The sequence below is a fragment of the Odoribacter laneus YIT 12061 genome, from assembly GCF_000243215.1.
Lineage (GTDB): Bacteria > Bacteroidota > Bacteroidia > Bacteroidales > Marinifilaceae > Culturomica > Culturomica lanea.
Genome location: NZ_JH594596.1, coordinates 979,257 through 998,806, shown reverse-complemented (window position 1 = coordinate 998,806; position 19,550 = coordinate 979,257). Strand labels below are relative to the sequence as shown.

Here is a 19,550-nt window from a genome sequence, read left to right as displayed (position 1 = left end):
TCGATTAGTTTGAAATATCCAACTATTGATTACTAATAGAGTGATTTACACAACAGGCTTACACTTGCCAACTTGGACGGCATGATAATATGAATTTTATTTTGAAATTATTATACTAATTAAATACTAATTTTTGAGCAATGGAAATTACATTACTGGATTCATTAAAAGTGAGCGAAGTGAAACTTACTTATGAGCCTAAAGTTAAGGTTTCGGAAAGATACAAAATCAACTCCTCAAAAGACTGCAACTACTTATTAACTTTATTTTGTTATGACCTTTCAACTATTGAGTATAAGGAAAGTTTTAAGGTCATGTTATTGAATAATGCCAATAAGGTTTTAGGAGTAGTTAATATGAGTGAGGGTGGAACAGAAAGCGCAATAGTAGATATTAAACAGGTCGCACAGGCTTGTTTATTGGCTAATGCAACACAGGCTATTATTAGTCATAACCACCCAGCAGGAATATTAACGCCAAGCACTTACGATGATATGACAACCGAAAAGATTAAAAAGGCATTAGCACTATTCGATATTAAACTAATGGACCACATTATAGTTTCGCCGGAAAGAAAAAGTTATTACAGTTACTCTGATGAAGGAAAACTATAAGATTGTTTACTTTTGCAACACAGCCACCCACAATACGTTTGTGCGATGCTTTTATTTGCTATATTTGTGGTGTCGTTCGGTACAAACGGAATGACAAAACATATTTAAAATAGGGTAATTATATACGAATTAACCCTACAAAGTTTTCTATCTCATAAACTATAAACTTTGTAGATATGAACAGAACAATAATTTCAATTGAAGTACAGGATAACGGAGGCAAGGAAGCCACTATCATTGTAAAGGGAGAACGTAATAATCAGATTTTATTTGAGGAGCAATTTGATTATAAGGACGAAGAAAAGCACTCTTTGCGTCTTCATCTTCTGAAAGAAAGGTTCACAAAGAATTTCCCTAAACTTGGTGATAGTTTAGGCGTTCTCTGTATTCGTAAACTATTTGAAGATATTAAGATACGGAGTAAAATCAAGGTTAATCCCGATTATAGGACTATTGATAAATGATTAGCCAGTTATAAGTAGGTAACATAGCCGATTCGTATTTTGATGTATTTGCCTACAAAATGGTAACCATCCCAATAAGAATCAACAAGAATTTCCATTTCCATAATTCTTTTGTTTTTAAGAGTTGAACATACCAATTTGATTTACGATTGCATATTCATTCTGGGGAGAGCGAATTGCATCGCAAAGATAAGAAGAATTTATGGAAATATGAAGGGAACGTCCTCACGGATAGTTCCCTTTTCTTATTTTTGATTATCTTTGCAACGTCCTTCGGGACAAAGTTTTGGAAATAAAAGGAAGTGCCTTATACTCGTTGAAATCGCCAAATTATCAAAGAGGTATATACAAGGCGCAGAGGACAGCTCATATATGGTGGGCTGCCTATCTGTGCGTATATACAGGTGTTTGGCGATACCTAACGAGTATGCATGGATGGCAGCCCACTTCTGTTATTAGTAACATTGGTAAAAATATACTCTCATCGGTTGCCTACAGAGTTACTCGTTAAAAATTCGCCATTATGGAACTTTTTGTAGGTTTATTCTGTATTTTGTGTGGACTGGGCATTTCCATCGCCACCGCTGTATTAGCATCCCGAAAAGGACGCAATTCTGTAAACTGGTTCTTCCTATCTATATTCTGGGGTATCGTAGGACTGATTGTATTAGCATGTTCCAAGCATTTAGAGAAAGAAAAAGGAGAAAGTGATACACTCGTCAAGGTCTTATGGACTATCGTGCTTATACCGCTTGTATTATTTGCCCTATTCTTCTACAATCGTACAGTAGAAAAAAGAGAACTCCGAAAGAGTTATCAAATTGAAGAAGTGGTAGCACCTATGCCTACGCCACGGGCAGAAAGCTATACGGAGAGGAAAGTTGATTTGAATGATTATTTCAATTCCAGCACTGGCTGGGATAACGATACTGATTGGAATAGTGCAGGACTTGAAGATGAGGAATCACAAAGAGCTTTTGACGCTATTCTTAAAAAGAACGGTATTTATTGGAGTGACAAAAAGCAGTGCTGGGTTAAGAAGATAAAGAAAACCACGGAAGAAAAAGCTCCCAAAATCGAATTTTAGAAGGCTGTTATTTCTTCTTTCTCGTTTTGCGTGGCTTAACGTTTATCGTTTTCAGCAATAACTCATCGAGAGGAACAGAAGTTTGTTCCTTTTGTTTTGGACGGATTCCACTTAAAATCTTCATGACTTCTTCTTGATTTTGTTTCTTTTTAGCCATTTGTCAATTGCTTATAAGTTATACGATATTCCGTATTGCAAAGTAACAAATTAAATCTCATACTATCACTAACTTTGCGAGTGTTGTAACGGAATACAAATTCATTAACGTATCTGTGTAAATGCTTACGGCTTGTCTTATGATAGATACCAATAATACCACGTTTCAATATAGACCAGAAGCCTTCTATACTATTAGTGGTAGCATCTCCGTCAACGTATTGTCCGTGACTATGGTCAACGATATATCGGGTATATATTTTACCAACTGTATCATAACCGCACCATTCATCAGTAAATAACGTGGCGGTACGTTTGATAGTTCGGAGTATCGGAGCGGTAAGGCTTTTCTTTGAGGTATTCTTTACGACACGGCATACTACTTTTCCACCTCTTTCGAGCATACCCATGACTGGAGTTTTATCTTTGAAGCTCCTACCTTGGCATTTCTTTACTTTTTTGTTAGCATGACGATTATGATTTTTACCGCCAACGAAAGTTTCATCCAATTCAACGTCTCCTTCTAACTGATGATTATTCTCGCAAAAGAAGCATTCACGAATACGTTGTAGCATGAACCACGCAGTTTTCTGAGTAACGCCAATATCACGAGATAACTGACAAGATGAAATACCTTTCTTATGGGAAGCATCTAACCATATTGCTACAAACCACTTTTGCAGTGGAACTTTACTATCTTGGAATAACGTACCTGTCTTGACATTAAAGTTCAATCCAGTGTTCTTACAACGATACTTTCCATTACCATAGTTATAGACTTTAGACGAAGGGTCATAGGGAGAGACAACTCCATTCGACCAACGTAGTTTTTCGTAGTGTTCGATACAAGATTGTTCCGTTGGGAATGCTTGTAGTAAATCGAATAATGAGCTAAAAGATTGCAAGTTCATCTTACCAAAGTTTATAGTTCTTGCTATATATAACTCTGGCAAGAAAATTTGCTTGGGAAAACAGTTATCTGTGTATAGCAGGTATAGATAAAAACGTGGTTATGCTATGAACAGATGTTACTTAAATATCTTGCGATATACAGCTACCACCGACCATCCGTGTTGAGGGGAATAGTCGAAATAGCTGTACTTGAATTCAAGTATGTACATTATGAGGTATCAAAGTAGTCGTTCATAGCATAACCACGTTTTCTACCTTATAACAGGTTTGTATGAAAATTCATCGCAAAAAAGCGGAAAAGTTATTAACAAAAATAAAATACCGCCCAAAACTAATTGTTAGGAGCGGTATTATTTAGCAAGGTTAATTCGTATATAATTACCTAAAATAGAAGCGTTTAGCTTTATCCTCACTTTGAAAACGACCAAATTTTAACAGGAAAGGATAAGCAGTACAAACGTTCATGCTTGCCGTATATGCACATTTGTGATATATAAGGTTAAGCGTGGGTGGCTGTTTATTTTCCTGTGGGTGCTTGGTCGTACCTCAAAGTGAATAAACTAAGTTCCCACGCTTTCTTTATTTATAACAACTTACCGAACAGGGAACATAGGTGCTAAATAATTTATTACTATGAAAAAGATTTTTATGTTATTAGTGACTTGTGTCGCTATGGTGTTTGTGTCATGTTCAAAAGATGATGAAAACGATAATGTTAGAGGAGCTAACGGAGAAAAGTTAGTCAGCAAAATAGTATATACTCATAAAGAGGAAAAAGGTGATACTTGGAAAGAAGTATATACCTTTAGTTATGATAAACAAGGAAGAATAATACAAGAAACAGGTGATATAGAAAAGGAAGAGTATTATACAAGTACTTACACTTATACTGATGAGAAAATTATTTGTTATACAGAAGGCATAGACCGTTGTGACAATAAACCTTATACCAATGAAAGTACCTATCTGCTTAATTCGGATGGTCTTAGTGTTTATTCAAACGAAAAATACAAAGGAGAAAACGATGAAATAACAACTTATACTTACAATACGAACAATCAACTTATAAACATAAAGAGTAATTATGAAGATTTCAAGATTACTTGGGAAGATGGCAATATAACTAAAGAAGAAGGTAGTGATTTTTATGAAAATCGTGTTTATACTTACTCATATAACAACAATGAAAACAAGACAGCAGGGTTAAATTTCTATGACTGTTCAACACTCTGCAACTCACTTTTCAGCTTTGGCTATTTTGGTACAAAAAATAAGAATTTAATATTAAGTTCACAATATTACAATTATGAATATGAATTTGACAAAGACGGATATGTCACTGTAATGAAAGCAATAGACAAAACTGAAACATTAGAAGTAACAGCTACAATTGAATACAAATAAGCACTAACCCTTTTTGCAATATATAAGAGTTGGCAAATATATGTTTGTCGGCTCTTTTTTTTGTGAGACAAAATGAAAAATTGATTACTTATATACCCAAAAATGAAAATATCCCATTTGATAAATTAGGAAATAAAGTATATTTTTACGCAACAAACAACAAGACAACAGAGAGAAATAACAATAGTATTAACATACTCTCATTTATTTGACAAGTTAAACCATGAGGTAAACTGGAACAAAAGAAGATAACTGCAAAAGGTGGCATAGCTCAGTTGGGGCAGGAGAAAGCGAAGCTTTCGACAGCCGAAGAGAGCAAAGGACTGAAAATCCTTGTGTCCCTGGTTCGATTCCAGGTGATACCACAAAGCAAGAAGGATGATTGTTGCAGTCATCCTTTTTTCTTTCCCTATTCTCTCAATCCCTGAATTGGCTTCCCTATCTTCTTCTCCAATCAGGCAAACTCCTCTTTTTACACATTAGGGACGTGCCCTAACGTGTAATTTTCACCGTATTTTACTCTCCAAAAACCAGCAGAAGGAGGAGGTGGAAGAATGATTCCTGTTTTTCGCCAAAAAGGTCCGTCCCCTTGGGGGAAATTGAGAAAGAAACAAGTAGATTGAAATACCGCTAAAAATTTGGGATACGAATGCTGTTTTCTAAGAGTATAATCAAAAATATATCCGGTTAAAAGGGTACTCTATGGAAACCTTCAATTATTTTACCTATTATGTACAAAGGCTTAGAAGGACTAATGAAAAGAGGGGAGAAATAAATTTTTGAAACAAAAACTTTCTTCGAACCAAGAAAAGAAGATTTTTTAAAGATGAAAAATTATACCTGTTTTAAGGAACTATATTTTCTTCACACTTTCACCAACGAGAAATTTTACTTGGTACCTTCTTTCGAGGTAAAATTAACTTTATTTACCTTAGATGTATATTTTCTCGGAATAAGCCCCATAATAAAAAGTAAATCATTATTTTTGTCCAAAACCTTATTGTTGAAAAACGTCAAACTTCTTTTAAAAATATAAATTTTTAAGATTTATGTAATCAAATTTTTCTCTAATTTATTGATTTAAAATAAATAAAAAAGGTGATTTATATTAAAAGAGGTGGACTTTTATTTATTTACTTAAATTTTAGATTTATGAAGACAAAACTGCTTCGATTTTCAGTATTTATGTGGTCTTTGCTAGCTCTTATTACAGGCTGTAGTGACGACGAAAAGATTCCGGATCAGATTATCCTGTCCGGTGATGTTTCTGAAATTATATTCACGCCTGATGACGCGACGAGTCGGGATGTCTCCTTTTCTACTACAACTTTGTGGTCGGTTTCTTTGGATGAAAACGACTGGGTAGAGATTACGCCCGAAAGCGGTCCGGCGGGAGCTGCCGTGATTACCGTCAAGCTTTTGCAAACAGAGAGTAGTGTAGACCGGGAAGTGAAAGCAACGATTTCCGCCGGTACAGCAATCGCTTCTTTACGCATTATTCAAAAAGCAACTCCTGTAGAGGCACAGTCCATCCGGATTGTAGCTCCTCAAAAACGCCTCACCATAGAACAAATCATGTCTTTAAGCGTTGAAGCAGAACCAGCAGGTGCCATTCTTCCCGAAAAAGTTATATGGAATTCCTCCGATCCTGCCGTCCTGTCAGTGGACGACAAAGGAGTGGCTACAGCACACGTAATCGGAACAGCCGTCGTGACAGCTCAGTCGGGAAACCTAAAAGCAGAATGTGAACTCGAAGTTACCGACGTCTTTACGACCGACGGAGAAGGACGCAAGTATACTTTTGCCGATCTAAGTAAACTGGAATCTTCCGGGGTGCAAGCCGTTGAAGGCGGTTATACAGTTACGGCTAATTTTATAATTGCCGAAGAAGATACGTTATCGATAGAGGATGGAGAAAAAATCCGAATCTGCCATGACATCCAAATTAAAATACTTGGTAAGGTGGATTTTACTCCTGAAAACTCAGCAGAGATTCTCCCTTACGACAATAATTCCGTGCCTGCACCGCTCTATTTTACAGGGGAAGTCGGCGGCGGAGAAATTCGCAATGTAACTTTTACAGCATGTCCGATCCGCTTCTTCGGTTCTATTCCTTTGACCATCGAAAAATGTACGTTCAAAGGAATCACCGACTCCTACGCAGCAATCAATCTGGGGGGTAGCGGATTAATGACCGTTTCTGAATGTGATTTCCTTGAAAACGGTTATCCGGCTATTATGGGTGGAGCCAATATGACAACTCCCTTGTTATTTAAAAATAACTACATCTATAAGAATTCTAATAATGCCCGCAACAGGCCGCAGATTAATGTGACAGTAGCAGGTGATGACAAGGTGGAAATCATAGGCAATACGGTGATCGGTCCGGGAGAAATCACAACAAATGGAGGGATCGCAGTAAACAATATGCTCAGTATCGCAGGTTCAAACAAAGTACTCATTGAAGGAAACAAGGTGAGCGACTGCCGATACGGAATTACGACCAACGGCGTAATGGATATTCGCATCATCAACAATATCCTGGAAAATAACAAATGGGATTCGAACCCGATGAACGGGGGTAGCGGTGTCAGTATATATAATACCGGAGGAGGTCAAAAAATATATATGAGTGGAAACACCATTACAGGCCATCTGTGGGGTATTACTAATATCGGTAATGTCAGTGGAGGCACAGGACCTTCGCTAAACTTAGGAAATCTTACCCAAGGAAACGATTATAACCCTGGCGGCAACATTTTCCGTGACAATGGCAATAACGGCGTACTATACGACCTTTACAATAACTCGCCTATGACGGTCTATGCACAAGGAAATACTTGGAACGTAGCCGTTCAAAATGAGCAAAATATCGAACAGGTGATTTTCCACCAAGTAGATAACTCACAGCTCGGAAAAGTGATATTTATGCCTGCAGCCGAATAGACACAGGTAAATTTATAGGGAAGGATGACCAGAATGTAAGGATTTTGGTCATCCTTTTTTTATAAAAAATGTCCGTAAATCCAGATACATCAGTGGAACGATTATTTTTTCCCATAAAAGATTGAAAGATTACTCACTAGAAATAAACATTTTACCTCTTGACAAAAAATCCCTGTTTATCGCTCCAAAATACGGGCAAATTCAGATTCTGGTTTCCATTGGGGATAATCTTCCGTATTGGCCCAGAGATAACCCAAATCGAAAAATAATTTTACTTCTTGCATTAATCCACCGTAATCGTCCGTTTCCGGATGCGTCTGATCCGTAGGCTTATGGTAAATTTCTATCCAATAGTGCTTGATTTTTTCCTTTGCCCATTCCTTTCCATGTCTACGATTGTCATTCCATCCTTTCGCAAACATCGCAGGAATCCCTTTCTGTACAAAAGGGAAATGATCGGAACGGTAAAACATACCGTTATGGGCGTCCGGATCTGGCAGGACGTAGCGATCGTAAGCAGAAGCTAATTCAGCTACACTTTCGTCCAAAGTGGAATGTCCATATCCTGTTATGGTCACATCCTTATTTTCTCCCCATAAAGGAATGACGTCCAGATTGATAACAGCAGCTATTTTTGTTATAGGAAAAAGCGGGTGATCAACATAATATTTCGTACCCCAGAACCCTGTTTCTTCACAGGTCGGAGAAAGAAAAATAACATTCCGGCGAGGTTTTTCCTTTAAGGCATGAAAACAGCGGGCCGTTTCAAGTAACCAAGCTACAGCCGTAGCATTATCCGTAGCCCCGTTGATGATCGAATCTCCATCAATCGGAGTACCGTATCCCAAATGATCCCAATGGGCCAGGTAAACAATGCTCTCGTCAGTTTTTCCGGAACCTTCAATGTATCCGATCACATTGGGACTTGTCTGTTTTACAAATTTATTTTTCAGAGAGACAGAAACAAAAGACTTTAAGGAGAAAGGGTGGAATTCCGGCAATTTTGCGGCCTCTTTCAACTTTTCCAACTCCAACCCGCAATCTTCCAGTAAAGTTCCAGCCACGTCAGCCTGTAACCAACCGGTTAAAGCACAGGTATAATTTTGCTGATCTTCATCGATATACAACTTCGCTTTTGCAGAATTTTGAGGTACACTCCAAGGATAACCGGCTCCATAAGATTCATGAATAATCAAAACCCCCTTCAATCCCTGTCTGGCTCCCTCTTCAAATTTATACGTCCAACGACCGTAATAAGTCATTACATCCCCTTTAAAATAAGAATCATCCCCTTTCCCCAATCCCGGATCATTAATTAAAACTACAGCTATTTTATTTTGGGGATTTTCAATACCTGCATAATCGTTCTTTCCATATTCGGGAGCGACAATACCATAACCTGCAAATACCAATTCAGCCTCTTCTATCTCAATGGATGGTTCTATCCTTGCGGTAAAAGCGATAAAATCATCAGATCTGCGTAAAATCCTATTTTGTTTTGGAGTTCTTAGACACATCTCCGGCGAGACTTCAGTGACCGACAATACCAAAGGAACTTCCTGTAAATAAGAATTTCCCCGAAAAGGCTTCAATCCGATTTCTTTCATTTGCCCCGCTATGTAATTCACAGCCCTTTGCGCCCCTTCTGAAAAAGGTTTCCTCCCCTGACAGGAATCATCCGCTAGTATTTCTGTATGCTGTCTCAATTTCTCAATTGTAACAGTCCGTTTCGCTAATTCTATTTCCTCTGAAGACCTAGATACCACACATCCCAACATCCCCACCATTATTCCTAAACCATACATATATCTTTTCATAATAACCTCCCTTTTTACACACTAGGGACGTGCCCTAATGTGTAATTTATTCACCAGGCATTCCCATTATCTGTAAATATACAACTTTTACACATTAGGGACGTGCCCTAGTGTGTAATTTTTTCCCTTTTCCCCGAATATTCAAATAAAGTTCATAAGGAACCGAATCATACAACATAAACCTGATTTTCTTTTTTAATTCCATAGCTACTTTTTCCCCTCATATTCTATAATAGAGTTTAAACACAAATTAAAAATAACAGGCAAACCGCCTAATAATCTAAAAATTCAGGCAATCCCTGTAAAAATAATTTCTTTACAGGAATTGCCTGGCGAATTTACTATCGGACAAAGTTACGTTATTGTTTTAATTCAAATCCCAATCTCATTCCATCATATTGTGCTGCAACTTTACCCACGGCAGCTAAAGTAGAGCTCTTGGAAATACCAGACAACAGGGTAACAAATTTCAACAACCGATCGGCATCAAACAATATAGAAATACCCTTTAATGTTTTTACCACACTAGCTTCCATACGGAAAAGTGAATAATAATTAAGCGTTAAAATTCCTGTCGAAGCATTATAAGAATAAGTACCCTTAAAAGTTTTTTGACCAAACTGACTGGTAAACGTTGAATCGGCAGAAAAAGTATACGATAAGTTTCCAGATACAATTCCAGCTTTAGCATAAGCCGCTTCTAATTTTGTTTTCATTCCTTCTGCCATAGCTATCCCTCCGGCTTTTTGGAGCAAATCATCACTTTTAAACTGACACGCAGCCCCTTCATATTGCCAGGTTCCCTCTATACTTTTAACTCCCGTTTTTTCTTTTACTGTATTCAACATTTTTTTTGCTGTCTCAGATTTCAACAAATCTTCTAAAGATTGAGCACAAAGTATTCCACTATTTATCAAAACGAAAGACAGAAAGACGACGCTTTTTATACAAAAATTTTTCATAACATAATATTTATTAAAACATACAAAAGTACAAGCTTATTTAAAATTACACAAAAGGGCACGTCCCTAATGTGTAATTCCAGCATAAGATAAACGATATTGACAGAGGCAGCATTCTAAAGCGAACAAGTAACTCACCCAACGACGATAATCGGAAAGGAGAGGCAAGTTCGGTTTTTACAAAGCGGCGATCAATAAGTTTATATCTCTGGAAAGCAAGCCGAATTTATCTGCAATCGCTTCTTTAGTGAGAATCCCGTTATAAATATAAACACCATTTCTCAATCCCGCATTGTTCCGGATAGCATTCGGAAAACCTCCGGCCCAAGCTACTTCCTGTAGTAAAGGTAAAAAAACATTGCTAAAAGCGATGGAAGCTGTCCGGGCTACTCTTGAAAGTACATTGGGAACACAATAATGGATGACGCCTTCATAAGCATAAGTGGGATGTTCGTGAGTCGTTGGACCGGAAGTACCGATACATCCTCCCTGATCGATTGACAAATCGACGATAACGGATCCTCTTTTCATTAATTTCACCTGCTCTTCGCTGACCACTATATCTTCCTCATTTCCAAAACACCGCATGGCACCGACCAACACATCGGTTGTTGACAGAGCCCGCTCCAATACGGGTTTGTGAAAGACAGAAGTATAAATTCGTTGTCCTAACTTCGTCGTCAGTTGCCGTAACCGGTTTACAGAATGATCAAACACTTTCACTGTTGCTCCCAGTCCCAAAGCCGTACGAGCCGCGTATTCCCCCAAAGTCCCTGCCCCCAGAATAACCACCTCTGTCGGAGTAATCCCACTTATCCCTCCCAATATGACACCTTTACCTCCCCGGGAATTCCCCAAATATTCACTGGCAATCATAATGGCGCAATTTCCGGCAATCTCACTCATAATCCGCATCACCGGATAAAAACCATCTTCATCCTTTATAAAATCAAACCCCAAAGCTGTTACCTTTTTCTGCATCATCTCCATAACAGCTTCTTTCCGCAGATCAAATAATTTTAACGGAGAAAGAATAATCTGCTTATCATGCATCAACCGCGCTTCCGGTAAGGAAACAGAAGTTGCTTTTAAAACGATATCGGCTGTATAAACTTCTGTGGCTGTTTCTACAATAAAAGCTCCGGAATCACAATATTCTGTATCCGAATAATTGGCATTCATCCCCGCTCCCCTTTGTAATAAGACGGTATGCCCCATAGAGACAAGTATCTGCACAGACTCCGGAGTCAAACACACTCGATTTTCATTTTTATCCAGTTCATAGGGAATACCGAGTACCAACTTTTTCTGTTTTTTACTCAAAAAGATATGCTTTTCCTGACAGAATAACCACTCTTTTCCCAAAGGCCCCCTATTACCGGTATTATCCATAGCTGAACGTTTTATAAATCTTGTTTTTATCTACCTTTTCCTTAAAGTTTTACTTCCAGTTCCCGGCTTCCGTTTGGTAATTCTGTAAAATAGCAACCCACGGTATCCGAAGGTAACAACTCAGCAATTTTTTCAGGCCATTCGATAAAACAGGGAGCTCCTCCGTAAAAATATTCTTCATACCCAAAATCCATCGCTTCCGCTATGGTATTTATACGATAAAAATCAAAATGGTATATGACTTTTCCCGTCTTTGTCTGATATTCATTTACAATCGCAAAAGTAGGCGAACTGATATCATCCGTAACTCCGGCACAATTCCCTATTGCTTTTACAAAAGTGGTTTTCCCCACACCCATTGCCCCGTAAAGAGCAAAAATTTTCCTCTCCCCCACATATTCCAAAAACTTCCGGGCCACCTCCTGAAGCTCTTCCAGGCTATTTATTGTCCACTTCATATTCCCTTCCTTTTTAAGCATTCTTTAGACGATCTTTTATAAAGATTTTTCATACGCGGGTTTCTTTTCAATGTCTCTGGACTCTCACTCGACGAGCCTGATCCGGAGTAGCTTCTACTGCCTCTACGACATGCTCAGCCAGCTCTGTAAATGCTTTCCCTGTAATAGAATCCGGATCCAAAGCGACGGGTGTGCCGGCATCACCTCCCTCGCAAATACGCTGTACCACCGGTATTTGTCCCAACAAACGCAATCCTTTCTCTTCTGCCAGTAGTTTACCGCCTTCTTTCCCAAAGAGATAATACTTATTTTCCGGTAATTCGGCAGGAGTAAACCATGACATATTTTCAACGAGTCCCAAAACAGGAACTTGAATACCGGGAGACTCAAACATATTAATCCCTTTGACGGCATCGGCCAAAGCAACCTGTTGGGGAGTCGTCACTACAATAGCTCCCGTCAACGCCACAGTTTGCACCAACGTCAGGTGGATATCACTCGTGCCGGGAGGTAAATCGATCAGCATATAATCCAATTCTTCCCAATACCCCTGTTCCACCATTTGTTTCAAGGCGTTGGAAGCCATAGGCCCTCTCCATACCGTTGCAGAAGCCGGATCTACAAAAAAACCAATAGACAGCAATTTTACCCCATATTTTTCGACCGGAACAATATATTCTTTACCATCCACTTCCGTCATATAAGGTTGAGCCTCTTCACAACCAAACATTTTTGGTATAGAAGGTCCGAAAATATCAGCATCTACTAAACCGACCTTATAACCTTGCAAAGCCAAGGCAACAGCCAGATTTGCCGCAACGGTCGATTTGCCGACTCCTCCTTTTCCCGAAGAAACAGCAATAATATAGGAAACTTTTTCCAAAGACAAAGGTCGTTCTAAATCCTGCTGGAAAACAACTTCCATGTCTATGTCCTTAAACTCCGTATTTTCCCGTATGGCCGCCTCGCACTTCTTTTTTACGGCAGATACAAAAGGATCATTTGCTTTCTGAAACACTAAACGGAAAATCACTTTTTCTCCTTCGATTTTAATTCCTTGCACCATATCCAAGGATACAATATCTTTAGACGTTCCCGGATACTTTACTTCCGACAGAATGTCCCGTATGTGTTTTAATTGGTTTTGTAACATATTTTTAAAATTTTATTTTTCTTTTTTACTCCGAATTTCCCTTTGTCCAGGATATCTTCCTGACACAAAGATACGATTTTTTACATACTTATTTCAGTAAAAAAGGGGATTTGTATAACCTCTTATTTTTTTCACCGTATTATTCCTAGGTAATCTATTATCAACAAAAAATCGACCGGAAATGAGTATTTACAACAACTTTCGATTTATCAGTTATCTCATCAGTCTTCTTCTATTCATTGCTTGCGGAAACGACGATAACGATTCTAAAAACGAGCAACTGCAAGGGAGTTGGGTCATCCAGAACAAAACCATTACCGTATGGCCCCGACCCGGGGAAGACGAAGCAGCCCTACGCGATTCACTGACAGACTACACTTTTTTCAAGGAAGGCTCCGTCGTCACTTTTCAAGACGACAGTGTACGCCTGACCATTGATTACATGGAATGGCAGCGCCCGGCTGTTTTACCCTATTCGTATCACAAAAATTACCTGAAAATCACACCTCCGGATCAACTGCCTTTACTCTTGGAAGGCAGCGTTGAATTCCAAAATCCGGTGCTACAATTTACACTGACTACGGAGTCCTATATGTCTATTCTCCAGCTGTTACATCCCTCTTTTTACGACCGTATTTTGTCTGCTAACGTAAGTTACTTTATGCAACGACAAAACTAAAGACGGGTATTGTAAGCACGAAGGGCCTTTCTGTACGCCGCATAATCCGGACAAACTTTTTTGACCAATGCCCAAAAAGCCGCAGAATGGTTCTTTTCTAAAGTATGACATAACTCGTGAAGAATCACATAATCGATCAATTCATCGGGAAGTTTCATCAGTTTGATATTTAAGCAGATGTGATCGTCCTGGGAACAACTCCCCCAATTCGATACATTATTCCGAAACGACAGACGGGTATATGTAAAACCATATTTCTCCGCAAATAAACGGACACGCTCCGGCAAAAGCCGACGGCATTCCAGCCGGTATATTTCCAGCACAAACTTTTTAACAATCTCTTCCACTCCGGACAGGTTTATTCCTCGGGGGACCCAAAGTGTAATATACTTTCCTTCGATCCGGTAAGCCGGTTTTTCTCCCTCCGATTCTGCAATCTTCAATACATGTAACTTAGTCTTTATCTCAGCCCCGATCTTTATCCCCAATCCGGTTTCCCGTTCGTATTGTTTCATCTGCTCTCCCGTCTGCAGAATCCAATCCCTCTTCTCTACTAAAAAATCCCTTAATTGCCGTTTACTGACACCACGTGGTACTGTCACCCACACTCCTTTTCCAGCGGCTACCCGGACTGTAAGAAAACGAATATGAGCTCCTCTCCTTACTTTAACTTTCCCAACTCCTTCCACATCGACAAATTCCATATCTCCCCCTTTTCTAAAAGAAAAGAAGCCGTAAAACAATTTTTTCCGGCTTCTTTAACTATTTACATCGAACATTCGGAAAACAAAAGTCCGAATTTTTATTCATCAAAAAATCATTTATTCTGCTTTTTTCACTGCCTCACTCAGTTCAGTAAAAGCCTGGTCCACACTCTTTAATAAATCATTAAAAATAGCATCGTAATACTTTTTCACCTCTTTTTTCTCCTGTTTTTTTCTGCCTGCATTAATCCTATCCCTCAAATCGTTCCGGGTAGCAATGATATTTTTCACAATTTCACTGACATGAGGATTATTTTTACCGCTTATGATGCTATAATTAAAACAGTCGCCTATTACTGAAAAAGTCAGATAATCTACATCTTTCTTGAGTCTTCTAATACTTGCCATAATGCATTTCGTTTAAATTTTCTCAAAAGTATAAAAAGCATTTGTGGGATACAAATTTTTCTTTTTAATAATTTGTCTGAAGATTCAAGTGTGGAAAGCCTCAAAGGGAAAACAATCCCAGCTCACTCCGGAAGCAGAAGAATAATTCGCACCTGAAAATCACTCCCTTTCCGGTTAATTTCACTCTTTCAGCACGGAAAACACCTTGTCCGGCAAGTGGCCCCATAAACATATCACCATCTCTTCTCTTTTAAGCATACTTTCCCATTGGAAAATATATGTTTTTATCTTTCTTATCTTGACATAACTAAATATTTTATTACTTTTGTTTGTCCACTCCTCTGGCATCAGATTCCTCATTTTTATAAACTATATTTTATCTATAATAAACAAAAAACAAAGAATAATCAATTAAATCTAAGCCTATGAAAAGTAATTATTTAAATATAGGAATATGGACATTCGCCCTGTTTTTCCTACATGCCTGTACCCCTAAGGAAGTACGTCAGATCCCTTTAGAAGATTTTTTCAAAAATTCTGAAAAAACTTCTTATTCGATTTCCCCCGACGGAAAATATTTTTCTTATATGGCTCCCTACCAGAATCGCCTGAATATATACATTCAGGAAGTGGGCAGGGATACTGCGATACGGATCACCAACGAAACAGAACGGGATATTGCCGGATATTTCTGGGGAAATAACAATCGTCTTCTCTACCTCAAGGATACAGGAGGAGATGAAAATTATCAACTTTACGGTATCAATTTAGACGGAAGCGATGCTAAAGCTTATACGGCCATTCCGGGCGTAAGAACGACTATCATTGATCCGCTGGAAGAAATCGATTCCTTAATTATTATCGGTACCAATCAAAGAAACCCGCAAGTTTTCGACCCCTATCGACTGAATCTGGAAACCGGAGAAATGACGTTATTGGCGGAAAATCCAGGAAATATCCAAGGCTGGATGACAGATCACGACGGGAAATTACGGGTAGCCTACGCTATTGTCGACGGTGTAAATACTCAGATCCTCTACAGAGAAACAGAAAAAGAGCCTTTTCGCCCGGTTTTAACGACTTCTTTTAAAGAAGAGCTGAATTTTGAGACTTTCACTCCGGACAATAAACTGGTATACGCTGTATCTAATCTGGGACGCGATAAAGCTGCTCTGGTCATAGTGGATCCTTCCACCTGCCAGGAAATAGAAGAATTATATGCCAACGATCGTTATGACATTGCAGGAATAGGTTATTCGAATGCACAGAAAAAGATCACCAATACCGGATATCTGGCACACAAAGGTATGAAGCGCCATTTCTTTGACAAAGAAGCGGAAACTCAGTATAAAAAAATACAAGCTCAGCTTCCAGATTACGAAATCGGAACTACTGCCATGAATAAAGCGGAAGATATGAAAATTATCTATGCAGCAAACGACAAAACCCGGGGAAGTTACTATCTCTATGACGTAAACAAAGATCAGCTGACAAAAATCGCAGATCTCGCTCCTTGGATCAATCCGAATGAAATGGCCTCCATGCTGCCGATTACCTACAAAAGCCGCGATGGACTGGAAATAGAAGGTTATCTCACTCTGCCGTCAGGTTATACGCTGAAAAATGCCCGTAATTTACCGGTGATTGTAAATCCGCACGGAGGACCTTGGGCAAGAGATATGTGGGGTTATAATCCGGAAGTCCAATTTCTGGCAAACCGCGGTTATGCTGTATTACAGATGAATTTCCGGGGATCTACCGGTTATGGGCGTAAATTTACAGAATCCTCTTATAAACAATGGGGACAAAACATGCAGAACGACATCACTGACGGCGTTCAATGGCTCATTGAACAAGGAATTGTCGATCCTTCCAAAATTGCCATTTACGGAGGTAGTTATGGAGGTTATGCCACATTGGCCGGCCTTGCTTTTACACCGGATCTGTATGCTTGCGCCGTGGATTATGTAGGAGTATCCAATCTTTTCACCTTTTTGAATACCATTCCTCCTTATTGGAAACCGATGCTGGACATGATGTATGAAATGGTAGGCCATCCGGTACAGGACAGCGTTATGCTGGCAAACTATTCTCCTGCCTTACATGCTGATAAGATAAAAGCGCCTCTGTTCGTCGTACAGGGAGCCAATGATCCACGTGTCAACAAAGCAGAATCAGACCAGATGGTAGCTGCTTTAAAACAAAGGGGAGTTGAAGTCGATTACATGGTGAAAGAAAACGAAGGCCACGGATTCCATAACGAAGAAAATCGTTTCGAATTTTACCGGGCCATGGAAAAATTCTTCGACAAACACCTTAAAAACGACAAAACAGAATAAACATTATCCTTCCTTTATGCAAGTTTAAAGGAAAGAGGGATCTCCTAAAAAGTAACATTTTACCTTTGGAGAGATCCCTCTTCCATTTATATAAAGCAGAATCTTTTAATTCCAACCGGCCTCCACGATAGCATTATAATCGGAAAGCCCTGTACAATCAGTAAAGCAGCTTTTATAGTTAGGTATGGCACTAAAATGATCCGGATAAGCGTTCCGCTCATAAAGATGCACCTTTTTTCCATCCACCAAGGTATAGGGGGATTCGCCACTCATGGCAGTATTATAACGGAAAGCAAAGCGGAAATCCGTTACTTTACGGCAGTCGTCAAAGATATCTGCAGGCACAGACCTGAGTTTTTCACAACTGGAAAATGCCTGATTAAAAGAAGTATTCTCCGTACAACCTTTGAAAACATCCTTTCCTACAGTTTCCAAGTTAGGATTACGACCGAATACACTTGTAAACGTCGTTACTTTCGAACGTCCGGCAAACAAACCGTCGGGCACTGAAGTAAGTTCTTCGCAACTGGAAAACGTGCCGTAGAATTTTTCAGCAGACTCGCAATGGATAAACAATGTGGCTGGGATTTCTCTGAGAGCATTGCAATACTGAAAACATCCCCTAAAATCCTGAGCGGATTTCGCATACGTAAATAAGCCAGCCGGAATACTTTCCAGGGATTCGCATCCATTGAAGGCATCAGAGAAAGTAGTCACATTGGTAAAAGCGCCCTCTGTATCGTCCGGAATACGCTTCAGATTATAACATTTATAGAGTCCTCTTTCCATCGATATGAGACCGGTATTTCCCCAGCTCAGTATTGCTGTTATATAGCCCGGAGCCTCTTTATACGGATAAGAAAATGCAAAATCCTGACTATATAATTTTTCCACACCTCCCCTGACAGCAACTTTGTATACACCGGCTGCGGCATATATATGCGACGGAATTTTTTCAGTCGGATGGGCGAGTTCGCTTCCGTCTCCCCAATCGATTGTACAGTTCGTCAACCCAATCAAAGGCAGCAATGCGGTAACCCCTCCGTCCTGGGGTTCAGGGATAGTGAGCTCAAATACCAATGCACCGGCATTTTCCCAACTTTTCTGGGTAATTGTAATGCGACGTTCATCATAATTCTTATAATCTTTATTACCAGCGTACACTAATATTTCTGCAGTAGGAGTATTGGCCGAATGATTTGCGGGAGCGGTAAGCAATAGGAAGTTACCCTCACGCTTAACCGTCAACCAGGTTTCCTTACACTGAAAATTCCAATCTTCAACATTTTCCACAGTTACAGCAACAGTATCGGTTCCGCCTTCTGAGGTAAACTCAATCGAAGTCTTATCCACGCTAAGAGAGACAGGAGGAGCTCCCTGTTGGGTTACAGATACTTCTGCTTCGACGATACGGTCACCTTCTCCGCAAGTAACAATCACCGTACCATTTAACAGCAATGGGGTATGATTCTCCTGTGTTTTTACAATGACCTTATCCCCTACTTGGGACACAATAATAAAATCATCCGTATAATTATCCAGCATTTTACGGACGGTCCACCGTTCGTGAGTTGTCGTAACGGTCAGTTCCGTTTCTCCACCCTGATAAGGAAATTCAACAATTCCGGGTTCGACAGTGACTTCAGGATCAGGAGCGGGGGATTGAGAAAGAGACAATACACAACGAGCAAAATTACTTTCGGTTCCGGTAGTAAGGGTCAGAGTACCCTTATAAAAAAGAGAGGTTTTATTTTCCGGAACAGAAATCGTCAGTTTATCGCCTTCCCGTACAACAGTAAAATGCTCTGCGGGTTGTTCGAAAGTATACTGCCAATTTTCCTGGTTGGTCTTCACTTGAATAGAAACAGAATCTTTTTCATACGAAAATTTTACGGTACCCGTTGTACCGTCCGGATCGATATCGATTGCCGTTCCTTCTCCGGATATCAGTTCGAACGAAGCCGGAATAAAAGCAGGTTCATCGTCATCAGAACATGCAAAAAAAGCCAATACCGCAAGTAAAGCGGATATATATCGTATACATCTTTTCATTTG

Annotated in this window: 17 protein-coding genes and 1 tRNA gene; 8 read left to right on the top strand and 10 right to left on the bottom strand. The window is 39.3% G+C overall.

Translation table 11 applies throughout. From position 1 onward, the window contains the following. Nucleotides 1-140 precede the first annotated feature (140 nt). From HMPREF9449_RS04200 to HMPREF9449_RS16845, 3 genes are all read left to right on the top strand, one after another. The gene (locus HMPREF9449_RS04200) at nucleotides 141-614 is read left to right on the top strand and encodes a JAB domain-containing protein (protein WP_009135989.1); all 474 of its coding nucleotides are present in this window, start codon (nucleotides 141-143) and stop codon (nucleotides 612-614) included. 176 nt (nucleotides 615-790) lie between these two features. Beyond that, a complete protein-coding gene (locus tag HMPREF9449_RS04195) occupies nucleotides 791-1,078 on the top strand; it encodes a hypothetical protein (RefSeq protein WP_009135988.1) in 288 nt (95 codons plus the stop codon). Nucleotides 1,079-1,601: 523 nt separating this feature from the next. Then, complete coding sequence (locus HMPREF9449_RS16845) at nucleotides 1,602-2,165, top strand: hypothetical protein (RefSeq protein WP_009135986.1); 564 nt, start codon at nucleotides 1,602-1,604, stop codon at nucleotides 2,163-2,165. A 7-nt stretch (nucleotides 2,166-2,172) separates the two neighbouring features. Here HMPREF9449_RS16845 and HMPREF9449_RS16560 read toward each other — a convergent pair whose 3' ends face one another. Next, the gene (locus HMPREF9449_RS16560) at nucleotides 2,173-2,322 is read right to left on the bottom strand and encodes a hypothetical protein (protein ID WP_009135985.1); all 150 of its coding nucleotides are present in this window, start codon (nucleotides 2,320-2,322) and stop codon (nucleotides 2,173-2,175) included. Further along, nucleotides 2,315-3,232 (bottom strand): IS1595 family transposase, encoded by a 918-nt coding sequence (locus tag HMPREF9449_RS04185; RefSeq protein ID WP_009135984.1) that lies wholly within the window; start codon nucleotides 3,230-3,232, stop codon nucleotides 2,315-2,317. The genes HMPREF9449_RS16560 and HMPREF9449_RS04185 overlap by 8 nt, the downstream gene beginning before the upstream one ends. 634 nt (nucleotides 3,233-3,866) lie before the next feature. Here HMPREF9449_RS04185 and HMPREF9449_RS04180 point away from each other — a divergent pair. From HMPREF9449_RS04180 to HMPREF9449_RS04170, 3 genes are all read left to right on the top strand, one after another. Then, the gene (locus HMPREF9449_RS04180) at nucleotides 3,867-4,637 is read left to right on the top strand and encodes a DUF4595 domain-containing protein (RefSeq protein ID WP_040611206.1); all 771 of its coding nucleotides are present in this window, start codon (nucleotides 3,867-3,869) and stop codon (nucleotides 4,635-4,637) included. 260 nt (nucleotides 4,638-4,897) lie between these two features. Continuing rightward, nucleotides 4,898-5,002, top strand: a tRNA-Phe gene (locus HMPREF9449_RS16555). A 787-nt stretch (nucleotides 5,003-5,789) separates the two neighbouring features. Then, nucleotides 5,790-7,583, top strand: coding sequence for an Ig-like domain-containing protein (locus HMPREF9449_RS04170; RefSeq protein WP_009135982.1), 1,794 nt, complete (start codon nucleotides 5,790-5,792; stop codon nucleotides 7,581-7,583). Nucleotides 7,584-7,759: 176 nt separating this feature from the next. Here the strand turns inward: HMPREF9449_RS04170 and HMPREF9449_RS04165 are convergent, their stop codons facing one another. The 5 genes from HMPREF9449_RS04165 to HMPREF9449_RS04145 all read right to left on the bottom strand — a co-directional run bounded on the left by HMPREF9449_RS04165 (nucleotide 7,760) and on the right by HMPREF9449_RS04145 (nucleotide 13,365). Continuing rightward, nucleotides 7,760-9,400 (bottom strand): M28 family peptidase, encoded by a 1,641-nt coding sequence (locus HMPREF9449_RS04165; protein WP_009135981.1) that lies wholly within the window; start codon nucleotides 9,398-9,400, stop codon nucleotides 7,760-7,762. A gap of 359 nt (nucleotides 9,401-9,759) precedes the next feature. Next, nucleotides 9,760-10,362 carry a DUF4923 family protein gene (locus tag HMPREF9449_RS04160; protein WP_009135979.1) on the bottom strand — a complete coding sequence of 201 codons (603 nt, stop codon included), beginning with the start codon at nucleotides 10,360-10,362 and terminating at the stop codon, nucleotides 9,760-9,762. A 177-nt stretch (nucleotides 10,363-10,539) separates the two neighbouring features. Beyond that, on the bottom strand, nucleotides 10,540-11,754 hold the full coding sequence (locus HMPREF9449_RS04155; RefSeq protein ID WP_009135978.1) for an alanine dehydrogenase: 1,215 nt from the start codon (nucleotides 11,752-11,754) through the stop codon (nucleotides 10,540-10,542). A gap of 41 nt (nucleotides 11,755-11,795) precedes the next feature. Then, nucleotides 11,796-12,212 carry a tRNA (adenosine(37)-N6)-threonylcarbamoyltransferase complex ATPase subunit type 1 TsaE gene (gene tsaE, locus HMPREF9449_RS04150; protein ID WP_009135977.1) on the bottom strand — a complete coding sequence of 139 codons (417 nt, stop codon included), beginning with the start codon at nucleotides 12,210-12,212 and terminating at the stop codon, nucleotides 11,796-11,798. A gap of 67 nt (nucleotides 12,213-12,279) precedes the next feature. Next, nucleotides 12,280-13,365: an Mrp/NBP35 family ATP-binding protein gene (locus HMPREF9449_RS04145; RefSeq protein WP_009135976.1), complete on the bottom strand. Its 1,086-nt coding sequence runs from the start codon at nucleotides 13,363-13,365 to the stop codon at nucleotides 12,280-12,282. A 181-nt stretch (nucleotides 13,366-13,546) separates the two neighbouring features. On the opposite strand from HMPREF9449_RS04145, the gene HMPREF9449_RS04140 reads away from it, so the two are divergent. Then, complete coding sequence (locus tag HMPREF9449_RS04140; protein ID WP_009135975.1) at nucleotides 13,547-14,044, top strand: hypothetical protein; 498 nt, start codon at nucleotides 13,547-13,549, stop codon at nucleotides 14,042-14,044. Here the strand turns inward: HMPREF9449_RS04140 and HMPREF9449_RS04135 are convergent. Together HMPREF9449_RS04135 and HMPREF9449_RS04130 are read right to left on the bottom strand one after the other, a co-directional pair. Then, the gene (locus tag HMPREF9449_RS04135; protein ID WP_009135974.1) at nucleotides 14,041-14,748 is read right to left on the bottom strand and encodes a M48 family metallopeptidase; all 708 of its coding nucleotides are present in this window, start codon (nucleotides 14,746-14,748) and stop codon (nucleotides 14,041-14,043) included. The two genes, HMPREF9449_RS04140 and HMPREF9449_RS04135, sit on opposite strands and share 4 nt — an antisense overlap. Nucleotides 14,749-14,865: 117 nt before the next feature. Beyond that, nucleotides 14,866-15,156 (bottom strand): hypothetical protein, encoded by a 291-nt coding sequence (locus tag HMPREF9449_RS04130; RefSeq protein ID WP_009135973.1) that lies wholly within the window; start codon nucleotides 15,154-15,156, stop codon nucleotides 14,866-14,868. Nucleotides 15,157-15,581: 425 nt separating this feature from the next. On the opposite strand from HMPREF9449_RS04130, the gene HMPREF9449_RS04120 reads away from it, so the two are divergent. Then, the gene (locus tag HMPREF9449_RS04120) at nucleotides 15,582-17,495 is read left to right on the top strand and encodes a S9 family peptidase (protein ID WP_009135971.1); all 1,914 of its coding nucleotides are present in this window, start codon (nucleotides 15,582-15,584) and stop codon (nucleotides 17,493-17,495) included. A 105-nt stretch (nucleotides 17,496-17,600) separates the two neighbouring features. On the opposite strand, the gene HMPREF9449_RS04115 is transcribed toward HMPREF9449_RS04120, so the two are convergent. After that, on the bottom strand, nucleotides 17,601-19,547 hold the full coding sequence (locus HMPREF9449_RS04115; RefSeq protein ID WP_009135970.1) for a BACON domain-containing protein: 1,947 nt from the start codon (nucleotides 19,545-19,547) through the stop codon (nucleotides 17,601-17,603). Nucleotides 19,548-19,550: the final 3 nt, after the last annotated feature.

What these genes read in the sequence shown, in the direction of transcription:
- HMPREF9449_RS16560 (WP_009135985.1), bottom strand. Translation starts at nt 2,322, where the DNA reads ATGGCTAAAAAGAAACAAAATCAAGAAGAAGTCATGAAGATTTTAAGT.
- HMPREF9449_RS04145 (WP_009135976.1), bottom strand. Translation starts at nt 13,365, where the DNA reads ATGTTACAAAACCAATTAAAACACATACGGGACATTCTGTCGGAAGTA.
- HMPREF9449_RS16845 (WP_009135986.1), top strand. Translation starts at nt 1,602, where the DNA reads ATGGAACTTTTTGTAGGTTTATTCTGTATTTTGTGTGGACTGGGCATT.
- HMPREF9449_RS04180 (WP_040611206.1), top strand. Translation starts at nt 3,867, where the DNA reads ATGAAAAAGATTTTTATGTTATTAGTGACTTGTGTCGCTATGGTGTTT.
- HMPREF9449_RS04185 (WP_009135984.1), bottom strand. Translation starts at nt 3,232, where the DNA reads ATGAACTTGCAATCTTTTAGCTCATTATTCGATTTACTACAAGCATTC.
- HMPREF9449_RS04120 (WP_009135971.1), top strand. Translation starts at nt 15,582, where the DNA reads ATGAAAAGTAATTATTTAAATATAGGAATATGGACATTCGCCCTGTTT.
- HMPREF9449_RS04200 (WP_009135989.1), top strand. Translation starts at nt 141, where the DNA reads ATGGAAATTACATTACTGGATTCATTAAAAGTGAGCGAAGTGAAACTT.
- HMPREF9449_RS04135 (WP_009135974.1), bottom strand. Translation starts at nt 14,748, where the DNA reads ATGGAATTTGTCGATGTGGAAGGAGTTGGGAAAGTTAAAGTAAGGAGA.
- HMPREF9449_RS04165 (WP_009135981.1), bottom strand. Translation starts at nt 9,400, where the DNA reads ATGAAAAGATATATGTATGGTTTAGGAATAATGGTGGGGATGTTGGGA.
- HMPREF9449_RS04160 (WP_009135979.1), bottom strand. Translation starts at nt 10,362, where the DNA reads ATGAAAAATTTTTGTATAAAAAGCGTCGTCTTTCTGTCTTTCGTTTTG.
- HMPREF9449_RS04155 (WP_009135978.1), bottom strand. Translation starts at nt 11,754, where the DNA reads ATGGATAATACCGGTAATAGGGGGCCTTTGGGAAAAGAGTGGTTATTC.
- tsaE (WP_009135977.1), bottom strand. Translation starts at nt 12,212, where the DNA reads ATGAAGTGGACAATAAATAGCCTGGAAGAGCTTCAGGAGGTGGCCCGG.
- HMPREF9449_RS04115 (WP_009135970.1), bottom strand. Translation starts at nt 19,547, where the DNA reads ATGAAAAGATGTATACGATATATATCCGCTTTACTTGCGGTATTGGCT.
- HMPREF9449_RS04130 (WP_009135973.1), bottom strand. Translation starts at nt 15,156, where the DNA reads ATGGCAAGTATTAGAAGACTCAAGAAAGATGTAGATTATCTGACTTTT.
- HMPREF9449_RS04140 (WP_009135975.1), top strand. Translation starts at nt 13,547, where the DNA reads ATGAGTATTTACAACAACTTTCGATTTATCAGTTATCTCATCAGTCTT.
- HMPREF9449_RS04195 (WP_009135988.1), top strand. Translation starts at nt 791, where the DNA reads ATGAACAGAACAATAATTTCAATTGAAGTACAGGATAACGGAGGCAAG.
- HMPREF9449_RS04170 (WP_009135982.1), top strand. Translation starts at nt 5,790, where the DNA reads ATGAAGACAAAACTGCTTCGATTTTCAGTATTTATGTGGTCTTTGCTA.